We start from the raw sequence: 22,923 nt of genomic DNA on the forward strand, positions 1-22,923 counted from the left end.
GAAAAGACAGATAGAATAATGACACGATGAAAAGGGAGGGATAATTATATGAAGAATAATAAGCATAGTTACTTTAAAGATGATATACGTAAAATGCTTTTCCTTTATGCGATTATCCCCGTTTTTCTTTTATCTTTAGTCTGTGTTGTGATATTTTGGGAAACTTGGCATTATTCCATGGAAAAAACAAATAAAACGAATAATAAAGATATAATAACTGATCTGGAGACAACGATTCTGGCTTATACAGAAGTGATTGACGAATTAATACAACAAGAAAATATTATTGACGGTAAAATTGATGTTAGTTCCAGAGTCCAGATTTTTGAAAGAATCTATGGAATCTCAAACAAATTAGATCGAAAAGCTAATTTATATATCTTTGACCGCAATCTGAATTCAATAATATCTGCTACAAAAGACCTTCCGGAATTTCTTGATGGAGATTATTTTATTAACTGGGGCGTATTTCGAAATATGAATCAGAATCCGGATAGAGTGGCCCTTAAACTAGTAGAAGATACCGCATCTGATTCTGTGCAATTAGTAATAGGTAAACCAATTATAAGAAAAAATACCATTAAAGGATATGTAGTCTTTGTGCTGGATAGTAAACAATTTGCCATCAAATTATCGAAATTTGGATCCCAAACAGTGATTACAGATGAATACGGGTGGGTTTATGTTTCTAATAATTATGATTTTTTAAATACTCTGCAGAGATTTGATTTAAGAGGACAAAAAGCAAACGGAAATATTGAAAATGAGGTTGGTAAATATTTCATTACTTCAAATTCTATCTTAGATAACAGGATCCATATTTATAGTATTTCCTCTAGAAGTAATATAGCTTCTATTTTTAAATATATAATAGTTATACTGATATTTGTATTTGTTATGATAACCCTGCTGGTATTCATAAGTACAAAAAAGATGGCGGCTTCCAAAACGAAAGATCTATATAAGATCATCAGGGCATTTGAGAAAGTAAAAGAAGGTAACCTGGACACTTATATAGAAATCTCAGGCAATGATGAATTTAAAATAATAGGGGAATCTTATAATCTGATGCTTGATAGTTTGAAAGAACAAATCGAGAATAACAAGGAAATGGGGAAACTGGTAAGCTCTTCCCAGTCAAAACAGCTGGAATCCCAATTTAATCCTCATTTTCTATATAATACTCTGGAGAATATCAGATTTATGTGCAAACTGGATTCTACTCTGGCAAGCGATATGATATTCAGTCTGTCAACTTTGTTACGCTATAGTATAAGCAATACGAGAGAAGAAGTTACAGTGAAAGAAGATGTTCATTATACTGAAAACTATATGAGTATTTTAAAGTATCGATTTAACCGCCGTTTTCATTATACGATGGATATTCCATCAGATGTTATGTCCTGTATCATTCCGAAACTTATTTTACAGCCTTTAATTGAGAATTCTATCAAATACGGTTTCGAGGGAAAGGAACAACTAACAGTAAAAATCAGTGCATATATGGAAGGAAATAATTTGATAATGACATGTTGGGATGATGGGTCCGGAATGAGTGAAAAGGAATTGGAGGAAATGAAGCAATTACTTTTACAAAAAACTAACAAAAGCAATCATTTTGGTTTATTTAATATTCATAGAAGAGTACAGCTTAAATATGGTGACGAATATGGTATCCAGATTGAAAGCAAACAAGGAACTGGCACATATTTAAAAGTTGTAATGCCAATAAAATATGAGGATAATAGGGGTGGCCTTGATGTTGAAAATTATCATAGTTGAAGATGAAGATATTATTCGAAAGGGATTAGTATTTACCATCGACTGGCTGAGTATGGATTGCATCATTGTTGCTGAGGCTTCTGATGGACAAGAGGGTTTGGAAAAAATAATTGAATTTCAACCGGATGTAGTTATAACGGATATTAAAATGCCAAAGTTAGATGGGATAGAGATGATTCGCCAGGCCAGATGTCATGCAAAATTTAAGAGTATTATTCTGACCAGTTATACTGAATTTGACTATGCAAAAAAAGCAATAGAATTAAAAGCATATGACTATTTAGTTAAACCAGTGGATGAAATAAAAATCAAGAACATAATGGAAGCTCTTCATGATGAAATAGATAATCATAAAGAGGTGGAGTTTGTATTGGAAACTTCAAAAAATGGAAGTTGTATGGATCTTAATTATTACATTACGCTGGACAATTCAGAAAACTGCTATGTGGCTCAGGCAATACAAAAAATAAAAGAAAATTATGCTGATAAAATAAGTATTGAATCAATCGCCGCTGAACTTGGTGTAAGCTCAAGTTATTTAAGTCGTAAATTTAAAGATATAACGGAGCATACTTTTTTAGATTTGTTAAATAGCTATAGAGTACAACAAGCTATTAAATTATTAAACACCGGTAAGTACCGTGTATATGAAATATCTGACATGGTGGGGTTTAGTGATTATAAACATTTTTGTACGGTTTTCAAAAGATATACATTGATGTCACCAACATGCTTTATAAAGAAAAGAAGATAATAAAAGTGTAAAAAGGCAGGTAATATTATGAAATACACAAATAGGATATTATTAAGTGATATGGATGGAACTTTATTGGATTCCAATAGCAGAGTATCATCAAAGAATAAAGAAGCCATAAAATTTTTTGTGAATAACGGTGGAAAATTTGGGATAGCAACAGGTAGAAGTCAATTGAACTCTGTAAATTTTCTGGATGAAGTTCCAATTAGCGCTCCTTGTATTTTGTATAATGGTGGAGCATTATATGATTTTACGGCTAATAACTTTATAGCATTAAATCTATTACCCGAACGGGTTCTGATAAATTTTCTTCAATATTGTATAAGAGAGGTACAGAATGTGATGGTGCAAATATATAGCACCGATATGTGCTATTTTGTATCTAAGGAAGCATTGGCTGATCCTGAAGTTGTTGCAGGACATCAACCTGGTCAATTTATACAAATAGAAGATATAATTCATGAGCCATGGATTAAGATTTTATTCAGCGGAAGTGAAAAAGATTTAAAACTGGTAGAAAAAATGATGTTTCAATTTGATATTGCAGATAAGGTAAGCAGGGTATTTACAAGTGATATCTATTTAGAAATATTACCTTTGGGAGTCTCAAAAGGCAGTATGTTAAAGAACCTGAAGAAAACTATAGGTGATGACTATAAAATTTACGCAGTTGGTGACTATAATAATGATATTGAGATGATTCAGCTGGCAGATGTAGGTATTGCAACAGAGAATGCACTCTCATGTTTAAAAGATATGGCAGATCACATAAGTGCCAGCAATGATGAAGATGCGATAGCAGATATTATATACCGGATTATGAACGAATGATAAAGTACTCATTTCTATAATGGGAGGAAAATATGATAAAAAAACGTTTGAAGTCTCGTAGTGTAAGTATAGAACTAAAAGATACATTTCAAAAATCATTAGGTTCATTCATAATTCTTCTATGTCTGCTTCTTATACTTATATTGACCATAACATTTATTAATAAGTCGGTTTTTAAAGTGTATGGATCAGGACAGGGAGCGGTAGGTAGTCTTGAGCTTGAATTTAATGCCTTGCATTCACAACTAAGATTTTTAGTTTATGAATCCGGTTCAGATAATCAATCGGATGTTATATATGAAATTGAGAATATGTCAACTGATTTAATTGAGGATTCTAATGCTTTGGAAACGATTATGATCAATCGGGAAAGTAAAGAAAGTTATGGACAAATAACAAAATTATTAGAAGAATATATGAGTATAAAGGACAACATACTTCAATATGAAAAGAATCAAAGTAAATATAATTCTAAGAAATTATATAATGATGAAGCAGTACAGATAGCAGAAAATATGGATATATCTATTCGGGAATTATATACGTATATGAGCAGTAAGGGGTCAATATTAAGTAATCAGGTGTTAGTAATAAGTATTTTGATAACTATAATTTCTCTTATTCTTGGTATATTTATAATATGGATGGCCTTTAAAAGAGTGAATAAAACAATTGCCGGCATTTGTACACCATTGGGACAATTGACGGCTGATTCCAAGGAGATAGCAAAAGGAAATCTGCATATAGATATCCAGGCAATAGGTGATAATGAAATAGGCCAATTGGCAAAAAGCCTTATGAATACAGTGGATTCACTAAATAATTACATTGTGGATATATCTAATAAATTACATAGTATAGCAGAGAATAATTTAACTGTTGAAATGGATCAGGAATATTATGGTGATTTTAAACCAATTCAGAAATCACTAAATAAAATTTTTAACTTCTTAAATGATGTCTTTCGACAGATTGGAGCAGCATCTGTAGAAGTATTTGCCGGCGCAGGCCAGGTAGCAGAGAGTGCCGTGAATCTTGCAGAAGGTACAGGAAAGCAATATTTTGCAATTGAAGAAATATCACAAGAACTAATTAGTGTCACGGGTAATGCAAAAGCAAATGAAGAATTATGTGCAGAAGCAGATAAACTTTCTCAATCTACAAAACAAAGTGCTGAAACTGGTATGAATAGAATGAACAATATGGTGCTGGCAATGGAATCAATGAATGAAACCAGCAATAAAATTTCCACCATTTTGCAAAGTATTAATGATATTGCTGAACAGACTAATTTATTAGCACTTAACGCACAAATTGAAGCAGCCAGAGCAGGAGAAGCAGGAAAAGGTTTTGTTGTTGTTGCCAATGAAGTTGCCCATTTGGCAGATCGATGCTCTATGGCATCAAAAGAGTCTGAGATGATGATAAAAGCGACTTTGGAAGCAGTACAAAGAGGTAATATAGAAGCAAAAGAAACAAAAGAAGTCTTAAGAGAGGCAGTAAAAGAAATTGATGTTGTTGCTAATGTCGTACATAGGATACTGGAAAAAACAAAAGACCAGCAACAAGCTATTGAGCATGTCTCAACTGATATTAAAGAGATGTTAGATATTATTCATGGAAATTCAGCCACAGCACAGGAGAGTGCGGCAGCAAGTGAACAGCTTACGGCTCAGGCAGATATCCTGAAAGATTTATTACAAAGTATGAAGCTGAAATAATAAAACATTAAAAATTTTTATAGTAGTTAATCCTTGAATTTAAGCTGAAAAGAGAGCATATAGAAAATGCTCTCTTTTCCCTTATATGAAATTAATTATTTATGCTGTCTTATTATCTAAATTTAATTGTGTAGTATCCTGAAGATGTTTTGGCTCTTTTTATAACTTTAATATAATAAGTTCCAACAGGCATAGTTTCTTTGGTAGAATACTCTCCACCTTCAAAATCGTATAATGTAATCGTGCTTCCCCACAATATTACATTTTTGCTGGCAGGAATAATCTCAAATGTAATAGATTCATTTGATTTGGCATAAATGTCAAATGCTAATTTTCTTTTACTTGTTAATTTTACTTTATACCAATCTGCTTTTGTAGTACTATCTGTTGCCTGAACCAGACCTTTTACTGTTTTTCCTTTGCCGATAGTGACTGCCTTGGCTTTGGTTGAACCTGGTTTTTCTGCAACCGCAACAAATGAATAGCGTAATTTGTAAACATCAGATGATTTGGCATTAATGTAGTAAGTTCCTTTTTTAACAGCGAAATAAGTGGCATATCCCTGGGTCTTACTTAAGTACTCAAGATCGGATAATTTCGCTTTCTTGCTGTTTAATAAGGTTACAGAAATGGAGGATGAATATTCTCCTAAAGAAGCACCTTCCACCATAATATACCCAGGTTTACTAATAGTTATCTTATGACTGATCTGACTATCATAAGACATTGGGTAACTGCCAATCCATTCTTTGTTCTTTAATGTTTTAGTCTCACTGCTAAAAGAATATGGAGTAATTGTAAGTGAAGCATCTGCTTCAGCATAACTGGATAATGAGAGCTTTAAATAATAGGTTCCTTTTGCCGGAACTTTTGCTTCAAGGTCACCTTCCATTGAAGAACTGCTTAAATATCTTGCATATCCGACAATGCTTGTACAAGCTTCATCACTATACAGACCGATATCTAAGCCGCTTGGGATTACCTTACCTGTTAATTTAATACTTAATAATCCTTTATAGTCCATGTTAATTGGTACGACTAATGTTTTTGTAGATACAGGTACTACAAGATCGTAGCTTTGAAAAGTTGTTGTGTCTTCTTCACCGGTTACGAGTGATACAGGCTGGATAGCAGTATTCTCTTGAGGGGTTGAAGCTGGAACTTCTGCAGCTGTTACATTTTGTGGTAAAACATTAATACAAAAACAAGCAGCTAAAATTCCTAGGAATAATTTGAATTTGTGCATATTTCTCTCCCTTTCACTATTATACAAATAATACTAAACATAGTAATTATTTACATAAAATTATAGTGGAAAACCCCTTTAAATACAATAGGGATATCAGACTATAAACCTACATATTATTACATTTATAGCGATATCAAACAAAAATATACTTTAAAATGCAACAAATGTGTACTAAGAGTATGATAACGTATATTTATCTTGATATAGGAATCAGTAAATACATGAAGTATTGCATTAACATTAGGAAAGGTGAGAACTCATGAATAAAGAATTTTTTAGAGATCCAACAGGAGATCCGGACTATACCATTGGGGGTTTTTGGTTTTGGAATGATATTATAACCGATAATAAAACGACGGAACAGTTGAATATGATGAATGGCATCCATGCGGACCAGCCTGTTCTTCATGCCAGATTCGGGCTGCAAAATGAATATTTAAGTGAGGACTGGTTTGATCGCATTGATCATACGATAAATGAATGCCGCAAGAAAAATATGAGAATATGGCTTTATGATGAAAACAATTGGCCAAGTGGAAACTGTAACTGGACTATTACTATGGATGAAGAGTATAGAGAACATTTCCTCCAATTTGAGAAGCAGGAATTAGAAGCAGGTAAAAAATATAGTTTGGACCTGACCAGGAAACAATATATTAATGTGACTGCTTACGATCCTAATGGGAGGAAAATCGATTTACTAAGTTCTCATTATGATAAAATTGAATACATTTCAAAGGAAACGGTTGTTATCTATGCAGTTTACATTGCAGTGGATGAGTATGAACCAATAGGTAAATTATGTGTAGATTATTTAAGCAAAGAGGCAATCGGCAAATTTATTGAGACGACCCATGAGAAATATGCGGATCATTTTAAAGGTGAATTTGGCAAAATCATAACGGGTATTTTTATGGATGAGACCAGATTTTGTAATGCTTTTGTATGGACCAAAACTCTGCCGGAAGAATTCAGGAAACGGAAAGGATATGATATCATTCCATACCTTCCATTGCTAATTCATAACACAGAACAATCTGTTTATGTACGTTATGATTATTATGATGTAATTTCTGATATGTATACAGAGGCTACTTTTAAACAAATATATGACTGGTGTGAAGCTCATGATCTTATGACAACTGCACACTTTTTAGGAGAGGAAACATTAGCTACACAATCCTATTTTGGAGGAGATATGGTCCGTGGGTATAAATATTTACATGTACCGGCGATTGATCATCTTGGAAATGGAATAGGAAGTTTAGATGGTAAATTTGCAGTTAGTGCAAGCCATAATTATGGCAGGTCAAGAATCAGTTGTGAAGCCTTTGGTGCTTCGGGCTGGGATATGGATTTTGAATCCATGGTTAAAATATCTAACTGGTTATTCCAACAGGGAATTAATCTGATTTGGATGCATGGGTTCTATTATTCCATCAGGGATGAGAGAAGTGAAGATTTTCCACCATCTTATTTTTACCAGTGGAAATATTGGGATCATATGCCGATGTATGCAAAAATGGCAGCCAGAATGAGTGAAATGCTAAGCAATGGGTGCAGTGAAGCAGAGATTTTAGTATATAGTCCAATGGAAACTTTCTGGAATTATTTCGAACCGGATTTGGATATTAAGACTGGATTCTGGGAAGAAGGGCCATTTATTACAGATGAAAAAGCTAAATTTATTGATAATCAGTTCCAGCTTGTATGCAACAAATTAGTAGATAAGAATTATGATTTTAACATCTTAGGCTCTGATGCCATTGACAATTTTGAAGTGAAAGACGGCAAAATCCTGAATCGATTAAATGGTGAGACGTTTACTGTTTTTGTATTACCTTTAGTGGAAGTTCTAACCGATAAGATGGTTGCCTTTTTAAATGAATTTACTGCAGCAGGAGGTAAAGTCATTTCTTATTATAGTGATGTAAAATATGTGGTAAATAAAAATGGTAAGCATATGACAAAAGAAGAGCTGCCAAAATTAGATGCCTCTAAGATCACTATTGCAAAGAAAATTGGGGATATTGTGGAGGAATGCAAAAATTCAATACATCTGCCATTTGAAATAACCTGTGGAGTAGACGAAGTTGTCCATACAAAATCAAGCTATCCGGCAAGACTAATTGACCCATATATTCATGACGGTGAAACCCTTTATGGAATTGGGGTCACCAGATATTTAAAAGACGGATTCAGAATATTAAATTTCACCAACTATAATGAGAAAGAGGAAGATTTGAAAATTTTTGTGGAGTCTGTAGATATACCGGAGATTTATATCCCTGAAACTGGAGAAATTATTAGCAGTAAAGAATATGAGAAATTAGATGGTGGGTATGAAATTAAAGTAACGATACCAAAGAATAGGACTTATTTTGTTGTATGTAAATTATAATAAGTATTCATCCTAAAAATCAGACAGGGTCCAAAACCCATCAGAATTAGGTTTCGATTGATGTAAGTTTAGTATATTCTATAATGTTTTGAGATTAAAAATGGAGGTCCTATATGAAAGAAAAAATAAGAAATTTAATCAATGAAATGACATTGGAAGAAAAAGCAAGCCTGTGTTCAGGGCTGGATTTTTGGAGCACAAAGCCTGTTGATCGATTAAACATACCAAATATAAACATGTCGGATGGACCTCATGGATTACGCTATCAAGATGAAGAGGCAGATAATTTTGGCATCAATGACAGCGTACCTGCTACATGTTTTCCATCCGGCGCTACCCTGGCTTGTTCCTGGGATCGGGATCTTATGAATAAAGTTGGAAGAACCTTAGGAAAAGAAAGTAAAGACCATGGAGTAAATATACTTCTTGGGCCTGCAATTAATATTAAACGTTCTCCGCTCTGCGGCAGAAATTTTGAATATCTGTCGGAAGATCCTTATCTATCCAGTCAGTTGGCTGTTAATTATATTAAAGGTGTACAGAGTGAAGGAGTGGGAACTTCAGTAAAGCATTTTGCGGCCAATAACCAGGAATATAACAGAATGTCTATTGATACGATTGTAGATGAGAGAACGTTAAGGGAAATCTATCTTGCAAGTTTTGAAGAAGCAATAAAACAAGGAAAGCCCTGGACTGTTATGTGTTCATATAACCAAGTAAACGGGGATTTTGCAAGTGAAAATGATTATTTATTGACTAAAGTCCTTAGAGATGAATGGGGCTACGAAGGAATTGTGATATCTGACTGGGGTGCCGTAAATGATAGGGTAAAAGGGATGAAAGCCGGACTTGACCTTGAAATGCCAAGCTGTTTTGGGATTTCCGATAAAGAGATCGTAAGTGCTGTGAAAAATGGTGAACTTCCGGAAGAAGTTGTTGATACAACAGCAGAGAGGCTTTTGAATATTATATATCAGGCGATAGAAACTAAAAAAGAAACAGCAGTTTCACTTGAGTATCATCACGAAATCGCAAAGCATGCGGCAGAAGAATCCATGGTACTATTAAAGAATGAAGATGGCATTCTTCCCCTTAAAAAGGATATGAAAGTAGCAGTACTTGGTGAATTTGCTGAAAATCCACGTTTTCAAGGGGGTGGAAGTTCCCATGTAAATGCCTATAAAGTAGACGAGCTATTATATCAAATAAAAGCTGTGGCGCCAGGATCCAAAATAGAATTTGCGCCGGGATTTGATTTGGAATCCGATGAGATCGATAATAAACTAATGGAGGAAGCAGTAAATAAAGCAAAAGATTGTGATGTCGCAGTGATATTTATTGGGTTACCTGAACGCTATGAATCAGAAGGATATGACCGTAAACATATGAGGATTCCCCACAATCAGGTAGAGCTCCTTAAAGAAGTTTCCAAAGTACAAAACAATATTGTTGCTGTATTATGCAATGGAGCTCCTATTGAAATGCCTTGGAGACAATATGTAAAAGGAATTCTGGAAGGATATTTAGGAGGACAGGCTCTATTTGGCGCTATTTCAGAGATTTTATTTGGGGGCATAAATCCTAGTGGTAAATTAGCTGAGACATTTCCGGAAAAATTAAGTGATAATCCATCGTATCTTAATTTTCCAGGAGAAGAAGACAGAGTAGTTTATGCAGAAGGATTATTTGTTGGGTATCGTTATTACAACAAAAAGGAAATAGCTCCTGCATATCCATTTGGTTATGGTCTGAGCTATACTACTTTTGAATATTCGGATATTACAGTTAGTAAGAATGAAATCCTGGACACAGAAGAACTGGCGGTAACATTAAAAGTTAAGAATACAGGGAAAGTAAAAGGGAAAGAAGTTATTCAGCTTTATGTCAGGGATATGGAAAGCAGTGTTATACGTCCGGAAAAAGAACTTAAAGGTTTTGAAAAAATTGAATTAGAGCCGGATGAAGTAAAAGAAGTTAAATTTACTCTTGATAAAAGATCATTTGCTTATTATAACCGCCAGATAAGTGACTGGCATGTAGAAACAGGAGCTTTTCAAATACTCATAGGTTCTTCTTCTGATGATATCAGATTGAAAACACAAATCACCGTAAAGGGAACTGTAGATATACCTAAAAAGATCACAGAGAATACAACAGTACGTGAGATTCTCTTAAATGGAGATCCTTCAAGTGAAGTATACCAATTAGTTATTAAAGGACTCAATGACAGAGGGCTTGATGTGAAAGAATTAAAAAGTGAAGAATCATTATTTGGAAGTATCGTGCTTCGTTCATTAATGAAATTCGTCGGGATAGAAGTAGACTATAAGAAATTATTACAGTAAAAAATTAGTATATAAGTGTGAATCAAATGATATAAAAAGTCATTAATAAGTAAAAAACCTTCAAATATGAATCAAAATATTTGAAGGTTTTTATATTATATTCCTGGTATTTAATATCCTTTGTGCCCGGACTGATACTTGATCCTATATTGTTCAGGGGATAATCCCACTTCTTTTTTAAAGATACGAAAGAAATATTTTACATTGTCATAACCTGATATTTTAGCAATCTGATACATTTTTTTATCTGAATTTTCTAAAAGCTGCTTTGCTTTTTCAATCCGGGTATGAGTTACATAATCGATAAATTTTTCACCGGTTTTTTCTTTGAATAAATAGCTGATATAGCTTCGATTCATGTAGAAAAGGGATGCTATAAAATCCAGAGATAAATTATTGCTATAGTTTCTTTGGACATAAATTTTTATTTTTTCTATTACATCATCAATATTATATACATTGTTTCCTTTCATATTATTTGTGATATTCAGTAAAAATTGAAGCATATATGATTTTAAATCTTCGAAAGAAAAAATGGAGTTAAAAATATTTTGTAAACTGCTTGAATTAGTTTTTAGGTCTGAACCGAAATAATTATTAAGGATTCCTTTCAGATTCTGAATTAATTCTGAAAAATAATATTTTATGTCATACAAAGTGAGGTCATTCTTATTTAAGCAATAAGAATACAGATCGTTTAACAAATCAAGAACTTTATCAGATTCACCTGATTCCACTCTAAAATATAATTCATCGACCCCTGACCAAAGAACTGTTTGTAATTTATTTATATCTTTATTGAAGATATAGTACATATTGCTATCTGTTATCTTACTGCTATTTAAGGCATCTATGGTTTCTTTATAGGCCTGATGCAGCTGTAAGATGTCATTGGTTAAGGTAGAAATACCGATTGCAATATTATGTCCTGATTCTGACAGACGTCCTATAAACTGAGTGCTTATCTGATGAATTGTATTGGATAGCTGTAATGGTGATTTATCTGGAAAGCACAAGATATAAAATCCTATATTTTTATCATGGAGATGATTAAGATATAATCCCAAATCACCATATCCGTTCTCTTTAGCATAATTGCTTAAATATATTTCATCTAAAGGCGTATTTGATGTAATTGTAAAAAGAATAAAATTATGATTATCCAATAAAAATCTAATCTTTTCAGAAGAGAGTTTTGCATCATTTGCCTGATAGCCAAGGATCAGGGACTTTAACATTTGTAAATCATAATCATATTGAATATATTCTTTTTCCTTTCGCATATCGTTGATTTGTTCAGTAGTCTTCCGGCTATTTTCAATGTTTTTAATTGCTTCTTCCATTGCATTTATGATATCTTCTTTTGAAAACGGTTTTAGTATATAGTTTAATACGTTAGAAGAGATAGATTGTCTTGCATATTCAAAGTCTTTATAGCCGCTAATTACTATAATGGGAGTATCAGGATATTTTTCTCTGGCCCTTACTAAAAATGTGCTGCCATCAAGAACGGGCATATACATATCAGTAATAATAATATCCGGATTTAGCTCATCTAAAAGCTTTAAGCCTTCTAATCCATTGGAGGCTTCCCCGATACACGTTACTTTTCCATCCAAAGTGCCGATTTTTTTCTTAGTACCCTCACGTGTTAAAACTTCATCATCTATTATTATATATCTATACATTGATATCATCCTTTTCTATCATTGGGATCTGTATTCTTATTGTTGTTCCTTTATTTTCTTCACTTTCTATGGTTAAACCATATCCAATGCCATAATATAACTGAATTCTTGAATGAATATTTTTAATACCGATACTTTGTTTATCCCTACGCCCCATTTCTGTAAATTCTATTGGTTTTGCCAGAAGGGTCTGTATATTCTTTAAGTTGTCACTATCCATTCCGAGTCCATTGTCAATAACTTCTATGATAATATTATTTTCCTTTGTATACCCGTAGATATCTATCGTACCTGTAACAGAGCATCTATTAAAGCCATGATTTAATGCATTTTCAACGAGAGGTTGAAGAATTAACTTTAATACTTTTTTGTTTTTTAAATCATCAGGTATATGATAGTTCACATCGAATCGATCTGGATAACGTATTTTTTGAATGGATAGATAGTCATTGATATGATGAATTTCATCTCTTAATGAAACGAGCTCACTATCAGTTTTAATACTATATCGGAACATATTTCCAAGAGCGAGTGACATGGTAGAGATTCTTGGAACCTCTTCAATTTCTGCAATACTATTAATTGATTCTAAGGTATTAAATAGAAAGTGGGAATTAATCTGGGCTTCCAGTGATTTCATCTGGGAATCTAAAGTAATTAATTTATTTTGGTATTCATTTTTAATACGCAGATTGATCTCTTCGATCATGTTGTTATATTCGTTATATAGAATACCAATTTCATCATTGCGGTTCAAGTATTTTTCTGTGGTTATTAATTTATGATTCTTATGATTCCCCATAAATCGGCTTAATGCTGTGATAGGAGAAGTTAAATAATGGGATAGGATTATTGTAATAATTAAAACAGTCACACCACAAAACAGCGCAAAAAGTATTAAATACATTTTAGTAAATGTAAATTGTTCTGATAATTTGGATAAGTTAATAGCACAAGTAACTGTCACATTATATTTATCATTTGTCTCCTTAAATACTTTCACATCTTTCGAATTTTGCATTGTAAATTTATAAGAAATATCATTAATATTTGAATAAAGCAGCATATTCTCTTCATTGGTAACAGATAAAAGAGCAGTGTTGGGTAAGGTATTTGAACTGCTTAAGTCGAATACCTTCGGGCTGCAGTCAATATACAATACCCCTAAAAATTCACCAGTATAAATATCATATAATGCCCTTGAAAAAGAGATGGAAGGCTTTGTATGAAGGATAAAGTCTTTCTCGGAGATATTGCTGATATAAATACCTCCTTGTTTTTGCAAAGTCTTCTCATACCATGAATCATGGGCGGGAGTATAACCAACTTTAATATCAATTCCATTACCATAACCGTAACCGATATTTTCTCCATTTGGTAAAAATATAAAAATACCATTTACAAAATCATTGGAATAGATTAATTGTTGACAGATGGATTTCATATTGTTACGGGTCTTCCACAAATCATAAGTAGTATAGTCTTTTTCTTTGGATGAAAATTTTTTAATATCGTCTAATATAGAAGATTGTCCTTCTGTAAGCAGAACGAAAGATTCGGTCATATTATCAATTTCTACTAACATTTCATTGGTATAATTAACAGCATTTTCATTGACATTATTAACGACATCAGTCATCTGTTCATTGATCAGCATGGAATACCGATAATACATAAAAACAGTAAGCAGAATGACCGGGATAATAGATATAGCAAGAAAGATTATTTGAAATCTACTTTTTAAACTCAATATGATACCACCTTAAATAATTCTAAAAAATTGCTAAAACAACAGTAAAAATCTAATAATAATATACCATAAGAGCCAATTAAAGTATACTTTTTTTATGTTATTATTAGACCATAGTTAATGGCTATATAAATTTTATTTAATGGAGGTAGGGTAATGAAACGAAAGAAATTTTTAGCATTAGCATTAGTTCTAACGTTAACTGTATCGGCTTTTACAGGTTGTGGTTCAAAGTCAAATGGATCAACTGCAGATAAGAGTGGGACAAAAGAAGATGGGAAGGTAACAGAGGAGAATATTACATTAACGATGATGTATTCCGGAGTACAGACGGAGAATGATTTTGAAACAGAAGTATTACCGAAACTGGTAAAAGAGAAGTTTCCTAACATTACTTTAGAAGTGACGAAATTACCAGATGATCAATATTATACCGCTTTGAAAACAAAATTGGCATCTGGAGAAGCTCCTGACATTATTCTTGTACAACCTAAGAATGCAGGTTCAAATTCAGTAATTGGTTTAGCAAAAGCAGGTTACTTACTTGATCTTAGCGATATGAATGCTATTAAACTTGCCGGAGATTCAGCTTCAGAATCATTTAGCTATGACGGTAAGGTATACGGTATCGCCAGTGGTGCTACAATGCTTGGAACATATTATAATAAAGATATTTTTGCAGCAAACAACTTAGAAGTACCTACAAATTGGGATGAATTCTTAAATGTTTGTGAAGTTTTAAAAAATGCAGGAATCCAACCTATCGTCATGGGAGATAAAGACTCCTATGTATTACAATTTGGTCTATACCAGCTTGCGGCAAATGTAGTATATCCAAAGAATTCATCTTACGATGATCAATTAGGTGAAGGAGAGACAAAATTTACAGATGAAGGGACTTGGGACAAAGTCTTAGAAATGTATAACACCTTATATGAAAAGGGTTATATTATAGAATCTTCTCTAGGATTAGGTGCAACTCAGGCAATTCAAAAATTTGTCGATGGAGAAGCTGCCATGACTTTTGATGGAAGCTTTAATGTAAATGCAATTACTGCAAAAGGTGCTATTGACTTTGAAAGAGGATACTTTCCACTACCAGGAAATGCTGCAGGAGAAGATGTTTATGCATCTGTAGCACCAGGAGCCGGTCCGGCAATTTATTCAGGAACAAAATATCCTGATGAAGTAAAAGCAATTTTAGACTATTGGTATGATGGAGAATCAGACCTTTATAAAGCATATGCTGATTCTGGCAGAGTTGTTGTGACTTATGGTTATGGCACTGATAAAAACAATCCATTATTTACATCTTTCTTAGATCTATATAACGAAGGTAAAGCTTTCTACTGGTGTAACCAGGCTTGGCCAGCAGGTGTAGAAACGGAAATGCAGGCATTATTTAGTGAAATGATTGGTGGCCAGGGAACAAAAGTAACAGATATTACAAATGGCATGCAAATGAAGTTTGAAGAATTATACACAGAATAATATGAATTAATAAGTAATAGCATGCATGATTATTCTTGTATGCTATTGCTTTTCAAAACAGGTAAGTGAGGAATTCAGAGATTGAATGAATTTTACGATTACCTTCAAAGTGAGACAGAGAAGGGAGATAGGAAGTTGAGTAGAATTAAGAAAAAAAGCGGTGGTAATGATATTTCCCTGGTAATGCCTAAAAGAATGTATTTTTTTATTGTACCTGCAATAGCATTATTCCTCATATTCTGGATATTTCCAGTATTGCAATTGTTTTATTACAGTATAACGAATTTTAATGGAATTAATTATAATTATGATTTTGTTGGGCTTGACAATTATATCCGTTTATTTAAAGAAGGCACTTTAGCAAATTCAATTAAAAATACTTTAGTTTATGCAATAATCATAGTAATTGGAAGTAATATTATTGGTCTTGCCATGGCCATGGCTCTAGATGTAAAAATTAAAGGAAAAACTTTTTTCAGGACAGCGACCTTCATACCTGCACTTTTTAGTGCAATCGTAGTTGGTTTTATCTGGTCCTATGTATATATGCCGGAATCAGGTATGATAGCCACATTACTTAATTTCATTGGACTGGATGGCTCCAAATTTAATTTGTTAGGAAATTATAAGACTGCATTATATGGAATTTCCTTCGTGGATATCTGGAAAAATGTCGGTACTACAATGATCATTTATCTTGCCGGTTTACAAACAATTGATACAAGTTTATTAGAAGCAGGAAGAATAGATGGCTGTTCTGATTGGCAATTACTAAGGAAAGTAAAATTACCACTTATAACTTCGACAATAACAATTAATGTAATATTAAATGTAATCGCCGGATTGAAGGCTTTTGATTATTCATTTATCATGACAAATGGTGGTCCGGGTAAATCGACAAATACATTAATGTTTACAATATATCGAATTGCATTTACTGATCAGATGATGGGTAAAGCAAGTGCGTTTAGTGTTGCGTCATTTTTTGTGATCATTTTAATTACGATCTTTATGCTAATATTTTTAAATAAAAAGGAGGTTGATTTATAATGAAAAAGGGCATGAATAAATTCTCCTTTAAAAAGTTATTATTGTATGCCGCATTGATAGCATTTGTTATCATTATGGTAGCACCACTTGTAATCATTTTATCAAGTTCATTTCGATCTCCTGGGAATATGAAATCCCCTTTGGTATTATTTGATCAATTTACATTAGAAAGTTACACCACAGCATTTAGCAAAATGAATTATCCTCATCTGCTGCTAAATAGTATTATGACTACTGGCGGGTCCGTATTGGCAGTAGTATTCATAGCAACAATGGCGGCTTATCCTATTTCAAGAATTAAAGCTCCATTCAGTAAAGGATTATATTATTTCTTTATCTCTGGTCTGGTAATTCCGGCCCAGATGGTAATCGTTCCTATTGCCCAGATGTTTCGAACTTTAAATATTCCAAATACGAGATTTACACCAATGATTATGTTTATTACTTGTAGTTTGCCTTTTTCAGTATTCTTATATACTGGATTTATGAAAAGCATACCCGTAGAAATTGAAGAGGCAGCATACATTGATGGTGCAGGATTGCTTAGAAGATATTTCAATATGGTATTTCCACTATTAAAACCAGCAACTGTATCTGTTGTCATAACTCAGGGCCTATGGATTTGGAATGATTATTTCTTCCCAATGGTATTTATCTCAAAATCCAACCAGTATTCTTTACCGGTAGGTATGCTGCAGTTCCTGGGAGATAAAGAAAATCCGGCCCAGTGGAATATCCTGTTTGCTTCCTGTATTCTATGTGCGATTCCTTTAATTATACTGTTTGCCATATTACAGAAGCAATTTATTAACGGTATTGCAGCCGGGGCAGTTAAGGGGTAATTGATATAAGGCGCTTTGCCTTAAATATTTCAGGGTCTCCTGGTAAAATAATTATTATGATAACGTAATAATTATTTTACCAGGAGGCTCCTTTTATATTCATAATAATTTCTCCATTAATTTCAGTTAATGAGAGATAAGTTAGTACAGTTAAGACAGAAACAAACAGATTTTGAAACATTGGCAGCTAATATTGAAATCTTTAAGAACAGTTGCGTCACAGCTGACAATAATGTAAAGACCGCAATTGAGTCTCTGTCAGGAGACTTTAAAAATACATATGGAATCAAAGAAAATATAGTAACAAAGTGGTTTAACTATATAGGAACGGAAATCGGGAATTCAAGTGCACTTGGAAGATACCTGAAAGATATCGGGGATACCATAGAAGTGGCAGTTACAGATGGAATTGAGAATATAAAAGACTGGTATAAATACGAAGGTGGTAAATATATCATAGATGATGTACTTACTGTAGCCTTAGTTACATTAGAGGTAGTAGGAGCAGTAGTTGCCATAGCTTCCGGAGTAGGAGCCATTGTAGCAATTGCAACCGTCATAGCTACAACTATGACAGTTGCAAATGGATGCCCTAAAGAGTATTAAGCAAGCCGAAAAGTATTAGCAACACTAGAATCCTTAAGTGTGACATAAAAAGATACTTATCCACTCTATTCCTATAGAATGATATGCAAGGCGTCATACTTGAAGACCAGGAATTATTCCACCAGACTTTCCCAAAGTTCAAATAGTTCTTCCAGTTTTGATTCTATGGATTTCTTCTCATTATTTAATTCCATGAGCTTAGAAACATTGGTATAAATATCCTCATGCGTTAGTAATTCGTCAATTTCTTCATTTCTCATTTCTAACTTATGGATTTCTTCCTCCGTTCTTTTTAATTCATTTTCACGCTTCCGGAGTTTTGCTTGTTCTTCTTTCTGTTGTTTCCAGTCAAGCTTTGTAGCAGAGGCGTCTTCCTGAATTATCATGTTTGAATTATTTGCAGGATCACCAAAATGCATTTTTTCAACTTCAGTTTTCTTCTCAAGATAATAATCATAATTCCCAATATAATTTAATAAGGAATTATTCGTAAGATCAAGAATTCGTGTAGCTGTTTTATTAATAAAGTAACGGTCATGTGATACATAAAGGACAGTTCCGGTATAATTATTTATTGCACGTTCTAAAATTTCTTTTGACATAATGTCCAGATGATTTGTAGGTTCATCCAATATTAAAAGATTGGCTTCGGATAGCATTAATTTAGCTAAGGATACTCGTCCCCGTTCTCCACCGCTTAAATCTTTAATTCTCTTAAACACATCATCCCCGGTGAATAAAAATGCAGCAAGAATATTGCGTATGGTAGTATTATCCAGATTTGGATAGGTATCCTGCAGCTCATCGAATAAAGTTTTCTCCATACTAAGAACCTGATGCTCCTGATCGTAGTAGCCGATTTTAACTTTTGCACCAAGCTTGATTTCTCCAGTATCTGATGGAACAACACCATTTATAATTTTAAGTATTGTTGTTTTGCCAGTTCCATTATTACCTATGATTGCAACTTTTTCTTCTCTCTTAATATCAAAATTAAGACTTGTAAACAGTGGTTCTTTTCCAAAAGATTTACTTAGATTCGCTACAGTAAGAACATCATTGCCGCTTGTAACATTTGGCTCCAAACGTATTGCGATCTGGGATTCGTGGGTAATTGGTTTCTCAATACGTTCTATTTTATCTAACATCTTTTCCCGGCTTTCTGCACGTTTGATTGATTTTTCCCGGTTAAAGGAGCGTAATTTAGCAATTACGTCTTCCTGATGTTTGATTTCTTTTTGCTGGTTCAGATAATGTTTTAGCATGGCATCCTGTAACATAGATTTCTTCTTGGCATATTCTGAATAATTACCTTCATAGGATACGGCTTTTGTATGGTCGATCTCAATTACTTTAGATACTACTTTATCTAGGAAATATCGATCATGAGCCACGATAATTACAGAGCCTTTATAATTAAGCAGATAATTCTCAAGCCAGGCAATAGATTCCATATCCAGATGGTTGGTTGGTTCATCTAATAAAATAACATCGGGAGTAGAGAGGAGTAGTTTGCCGAGGCTTATTCTGGTCTTTTGTCCCCCGGACAAGGTATTTACATATTTTTCAAAATCTTCTTCCGGGAACCCAAGCCCTTTCAGAACACCTGTAATTTCACTCTTATAAGAATAACCATTTTTTAATTCGAACTCATGAGTCAACCTTGTATAAGTGCTCAGCATATTTTCTAACTCTTTACCAGACACCAGCTTCATATCTTTTTCCAATTGACGTATTTTTTCATCTAACTCTATGATATCCCGCTTTATTTCCAGCATTTCATCATATATCGTATTCTTAGAATCCAAGTCCTGATGCTGGGACAGATATCCTATGGTACTTCCCTTGGCAAAGATAACTTCACCTTCATCAGACTTTAATTCATTTACGATTATTTTAAGAAGGGTAGATTTGCCTGCACCATTTATACCAACAATTGCAGCCTTTTCATATTCATTGATATGAAAAGAGACATTTTTTAATATTTGATTTGTTCCAAATGCTTTGCTTATATTTTTACATGCCAAAATCATGGTAGTCCTCTTTCTAGTAACAAAATATTTTAATGTTTTAATTTTAACATAGGTATAAAATTAAGTAAAGACCAGCGAATACGACAAAAAAGTTCCTTCTCTATAAGAATATTTCACTTAAGAGAAGGAACATTTCATAATGTGGAACAATTGATATAAAATATTTTTTGATCCAATATTATGGATCTGGGATTTATTTGATCTGGATTTGTAATATACTAAATCTGAAAAGCTTTCACTGCAGATTCCATGTGTTTAGCCATTTCATTCATTTCTTCTGCTAATGCATTTACTTGTTCCGATGCAGCATTTTGCTCTTCTGTTGCAGCAGATACTTCCTGGGCAGCAACAGCAGTTTCTTCTGAAACGACGGACACATGTTCAATCATAGTCATTACTCTTGTTTTACTTTCAATTACAAGGTCTAAAGAGTTTGTGATATTGCTGATTTTAGATACAATATTTTCAACTCCTTTATCTATTGAGACAAAGGATTCTTTTGTATTATTGACAGCTTCATTCTGTGCCTGTATTACTTTTTCTGTTTCCTCCATTGTCTGTTGTGCTTTTAGTATATCTTTTTGAATTGAAGTAATAATATCTTTAACATCATTGCTGGATGCAGCGCTGCTTTCAGCAAGATTTTTGACTTCACTTGCGACGACAGCAAATCCTTTTCCCGCATCTCCGGCACGGGCAGCTTCTATTGCGGCATTTAATGAGAGGAGATTCGTTTGTTCCGAAATAGAAGTAATGGTTTCAACGATTTGGCCAATAGTATTTGCTTTGTCTTTTAGGCTTTCGATAACATTTAATAATTCATTTGTAACCCGGTTATTTTCTTTGTTCTTCTCTTCTAGTAGCATAATGGTATTCATACCATTTTTGTTAGCTTCATTCACCTGTTTTGAAGATGTACTGCTTTCTTCAATGAAGTAAGTCATATTATCTACTTCAGCAGCAAGCCTTTGTACTTCCTTTGAACCATCCTCTGCTTCAAGAGCCTGATTGTTGGCGCCGGTTGCTACTTCTACAATTGTTTTTGCAACCTCTTCTGTAGCTTTTGCAGTATCTTCCGTTGTAGCAGCCAGCATATTGGAACTGTGGCTGACTTCTAGTGCGGTTTTTTGTATTTCCTCAATCAAAGTTTTCATTCCCATGATCATAGAATTAAAACTATTGCTTAGTTTTCCTAATTCATTTTTTGAATGATAGTTACTTTTTACCGTCAAATCACCTTGGTTTGCCTGTTCCATAAGCTTCATCAGATTTACAATAGGCTTGGTTATACTGCTTGAAATAAAATAAGTAATAAGAATGACTATAGGTATCAGTATTGCAATCATTATAATATTTCTGTTTTGCATATTGTTGATGATCGATAATGCATCCGATTGTTTTTGAACAGTGATTACAGCCCAGGGAGCAGATTCACCAGGTATTTTTATACTCTCATATGCACTAATGACTTCATCACCTTTTAGATCTTTGTATTCTGATGTACCGGATTCTCCACTTAATACTTTAGTGGTAATTGTCTGAATTTCTTTTGCTACTTCAATTGGCTGAACCTCCGTGGTTTCATTGCCATCAGCATCAAGAACTACGTTACCTTGTGCATCCATGACCTGTACTGTTTTTTGAAGTGTTTTATAATTATATAATTCAGAAACCTGAGTTTTCTCAGGATGGGCAATTACGACCCCTTCACCATCGATAATATATGTATAACTTCCATCTTGACTTTTTTCTTCCACAATTTGCTGTAATGCATCAAGGCTTAGATCAGCGCCCATAATTCCTTTAAAGCTTCCATTTTGGTTTATTGGAAAAAATATAGAGGTCACAGGCTTGTTTCCACTAAGAGAATAATATGACTGGCTGACAAATGGAGTTTTATCATCGATCATTTTGGTAAACCACCAACGACTTGAACGGTCTCCTAATTCACCGGCAGATCTGGCAGTCTGCATACCATCTGTTCCTTGTACATATAATAAATCAAAATAGGGATGACGTTCTACTGTGCCAGCAAGTGCATTGGACTGGGCTGTGGGATTAAAATCTGTAATAGAGTCGCTGACAGATAAATGCTCTGTTAAGGAATAAGCCTTATCTACAAAAGACAGAACATTATCAGCTACGGAATCAGCTAATTTTGTCTGATTTTGGATTGCCTGTCCTTTTAATTCATTGTAACTAAGAGTAAATCCTAAAACAGTTGATCCAATTAAAGGGATTAAAACTAAAATAAGAGTTACGAGGATTAATTTGTTTTTAATAGATTTCATAGAGAGAATACTCCTTGATAAATGTTTATTTATTCACTATCTATATTAATTAATACTTCTTTCTTTGACACATAATATTATTTATT

Annotated in this window: 15 protein-coding genes; 10 read left to right on the forward strand and 5 right to left on the reverse strand. The window is 33.4% G+C overall.

Translation table 11 applies throughout. The features are described from left to right. Positions 1–48 precede the first annotated feature (48 nt). The 4 genes from EDD66_RS03750 to EDD66_RS03765 are packed head-to-tail and all read left to right on the forward strand — an operon-like array spanning position 49 to position 5,091. The gene (locus EDD66_RS03750; RefSeq protein ID WP_123608225.1) at positions 49–1,782 is read left to right on the forward strand and encodes a sensor histidine kinase; all 1,734 of its coding nucleotides are present in this window, start codon (positions 49–51) and stop codon (positions 1,780–1,782) included. Then, positions 1,760–2,536, forward strand: coding sequence for a response regulator transcription factor (locus EDD66_RS03755; protein WP_123608226.1), 777 nt, complete (start codon positions 1,760–1,762; stop codon positions 2,534–2,536). The genes EDD66_RS03750 and EDD66_RS03755 overlap by 23 nt, the downstream gene beginning before the upstream one ends. Positions 2,537–2,563: 27 nt before the next feature. Continuing rightward, positions 2,564–3,370, forward strand: coding sequence for a Cof-type HAD-IIB family hydrolase (locus EDD66_RS03760; protein WP_123608227.1), 807 nt, complete (start codon positions 2,564–2,566; stop codon positions 3,368–3,370). 32 nt (positions 3,371–3,402) lie between these two features. Beyond that, positions 3,403–5,091, forward strand: a complete 1,689-nt coding sequence (locus tag EDD66_RS03765) for a methyl-accepting chemotaxis protein (protein ID WP_123608228.1) — start codon at positions 3,403–3,405, stop codon at positions 5,089–5,091. Positions 5,092–5,203: 112 nt separating this feature from the next. Here EDD66_RS03765 and EDD66_RS03770 read toward each other — a convergent pair whose 3' ends face one another. Further along, a complete protein-coding gene (locus tag EDD66_RS03770) occupies positions 5,204–6,337 on the reverse strand; it encodes a hypothetical protein (RefSeq protein WP_123608229.1) in 1,134 nt (377 codons plus the stop codon). 262 nt (positions 6,338–6,599) lie between these two features. Here EDD66_RS03770 and EDD66_RS03775 point away from each other — a divergent pair, with 262 nt between their 5' ends. Together EDD66_RS03775 and EDD66_RS03780 are read left to right on the forward strand one after the other, a co-directional pair. Further along, positions 6,600–8,741, forward strand: a complete 2,142-nt coding sequence (locus tag EDD66_RS03775) for a glycosyl hydrolase (RefSeq protein WP_123608230.1) — start codon at positions 6,600–6,602, stop codon at positions 8,739–8,741. 113 nt (positions 8,742–8,854) lie between these two features. Beyond that, the gene (locus EDD66_RS03780) at positions 8,855–11,086 is read left to right on the forward strand and encodes a glycoside hydrolase family 3 C-terminal domain-containing protein (protein ID WP_123608231.1); all 2,232 of its coding nucleotides are present in this window, start codon (positions 8,855–8,857) and stop codon (positions 11,084–11,086) included. A 110-nt stretch (positions 11,087–11,196) separates the two neighbouring features. Here EDD66_RS03780 and EDD66_RS03785 read toward each other — a convergent pair whose 3' ends face one another. Further along, entirely contained in the window at positions 11,197–12,774 is a 1,578-nt protein-coding gene (locus EDD66_RS03785; protein WP_170164242.1) for a response regulator transcription factor, read from the reverse strand. Next, positions 12,767–14,524: a sensor histidine kinase gene (locus EDD66_RS03790; RefSeq protein ID WP_123608233.1), complete on the reverse strand. Its 1,758-nt coding sequence runs from the start codon at positions 14,522–14,524 to the stop codon at positions 12,767–12,769. The genes EDD66_RS03785 and EDD66_RS03790 overlap by 8 nt, the downstream gene beginning before the upstream one ends. Before the next feature lie 156 nt (positions 14,525–14,680). Here EDD66_RS03790 and EDD66_RS03795 point away from each other — a divergent pair, with 156 nt between their 5' ends. The 4 genes from EDD66_RS03795 to EDD66_RS03810 all read left to right on the forward strand — a co-directional run bounded on the left by EDD66_RS03795 (position 14,681) and on the right by EDD66_RS03810 (position 18,513). Further along, complete coding sequence (locus EDD66_RS03795; RefSeq protein ID WP_123608234.1) at positions 14,681–16,015, forward strand: ABC transporter substrate-binding protein; 1,335 nt, start codon at positions 14,681–14,683, stop codon at positions 16,013–16,015. Between the two features lie 135 nt (positions 16,016–16,150). Beyond that, positions 16,151–17,065, forward strand: coding sequence for a carbohydrate ABC transporter permease (locus tag EDD66_RS03800; protein WP_207667744.1), 915 nt, complete (start codon positions 16,151–16,153; stop codon positions 17,063–17,065). Continuing rightward, the gene (locus EDD66_RS03805) at positions 17,065–17,907 is read left to right on the forward strand and encodes a carbohydrate ABC transporter permease (RefSeq protein ID WP_123608235.1); all 843 of its coding nucleotides are present in this window, start codon (positions 17,065–17,067) and stop codon (positions 17,905–17,907) included. The genes EDD66_RS03800 and EDD66_RS03805 overlap by 1 nt, the downstream gene beginning before the upstream one ends. Before the next feature lie 129 nt (positions 17,908–18,036). Next, complete coding sequence (locus EDD66_RS03810; RefSeq protein WP_123608236.1) at positions 18,037–18,513, forward strand: hypothetical protein; 477 nt, start codon at positions 18,037–18,039, stop codon at positions 18,511–18,513. A 113-nt stretch (positions 18,514–18,626) separates the two neighbouring features. On the opposite strand, the gene abc-f is transcribed toward EDD66_RS03810, so the two are convergent. Then, positions 18,627–20,546: a ribosomal protection-like ABC-F family protein gene (gene abc-f / locus EDD66_RS03815; protein WP_123608237.1), complete on the reverse strand. Its 1,920-nt coding sequence runs from the start codon at positions 20,544–20,546 to the stop codon at positions 18,627–18,629. Positions 20,547–20,764: 218 nt separating this feature from the next. After that, complete coding sequence (locus tag EDD66_RS03820) at positions 20,765–22,837, reverse strand: methyl-accepting chemotaxis protein (RefSeq protein WP_123608238.1); 2,073 nt, start codon at positions 22,835–22,837, stop codon at positions 20,765–20,767. Positions 22,838–22,923 lie beyond the last annotated feature (86 nt).

The sequence above is a fragment of the Mobilisporobacter senegalensis genome (assembly GCF_003752155.1).
GTDB classification, from domain to species: Bacteria; Bacillota; Clostridia; order Lachnospirales; family Lachnospiraceae; genus Mobilisporobacter; species Mobilisporobacter senegalensis.

Coding starts and splice junctions, on each gene's coding strand:
- EDD66_RS03805 (WP_123608235.1), top strand. CDS start 17,065: ATGAAAAAGGGCATGAATAAATTCTCCTTTAAAAAGTTATTATTGTAT.
- EDD66_RS03820 (WP_123608238.1), bottom strand. CDS start 22,837: ATGAAATCTATTAAAAACAAATTAATCCTCGTAACTCTTATTTTAGTT.
- EDD66_RS03750 (WP_123608225.1), top strand. CDS start 49: ATGAAGAATAATAAGCATAGTTACTTTAAAGATGATATACGTAAAATG.
- EDD66_RS03785 (WP_170164242.1), bottom strand. CDS start 12,774: ATGTATAGATATATAATAATAGATGATGAAGTTTTAACACGTGAGGGT.
- EDD66_RS03770 (WP_123608229.1), bottom strand. CDS start 6,337: ATGCACAAATTCAAATTATTCCTAGGAATTTTAGCTGCTTGTTTTTGT.
- EDD66_RS03780 (WP_123608231.1), top strand. CDS start 8,855: ATGAAAGAAAAAATAAGAAATTTAATCAATGAAATGACATTGGAAGAA.
- EDD66_RS03755 (WP_123608226.1), top strand. CDS start 1,760: ATGTTGAAAATTATCATAGTTGAAGATGAAGATATTATTCGAAAGGGA.
- EDD66_RS03810 (WP_123608236.1), top strand. CDS start 18,037: ATGAGAGATAAGTTAGTACAGTTAAGACAGAAACAAACAGATTTTGAA.
- EDD66_RS03765 (WP_123608228.1), top strand. CDS start 3,403: ATGATAAAAAAACGTTTGAAGTCTCGTAGTGTAAGTATAGAACTAAAA.
- EDD66_RS03775 (WP_123608230.1), top strand. CDS start 6,600: ATGAATAAAGAATTTTTTAGAGATCCAACAGGAGATCCGGACTATACC.
- EDD66_RS03760 (WP_123608227.1), top strand. CDS start 2,564: ATGAAATACACAAATAGGATATTATTAAGTGATATGGATGGAACTTTA.
- EDD66_RS03795 (WP_123608234.1), top strand. CDS start 14,681: ATGAAACGAAAGAAATTTTTAGCATTAGCATTAGTTCTAACGTTAACT.
- abc-f (WP_123608237.1), bottom strand. CDS start 20,546: ATGATTTTGGCATGTAAAAATATAAGCAAAGCATTTGGAACAAATCAA.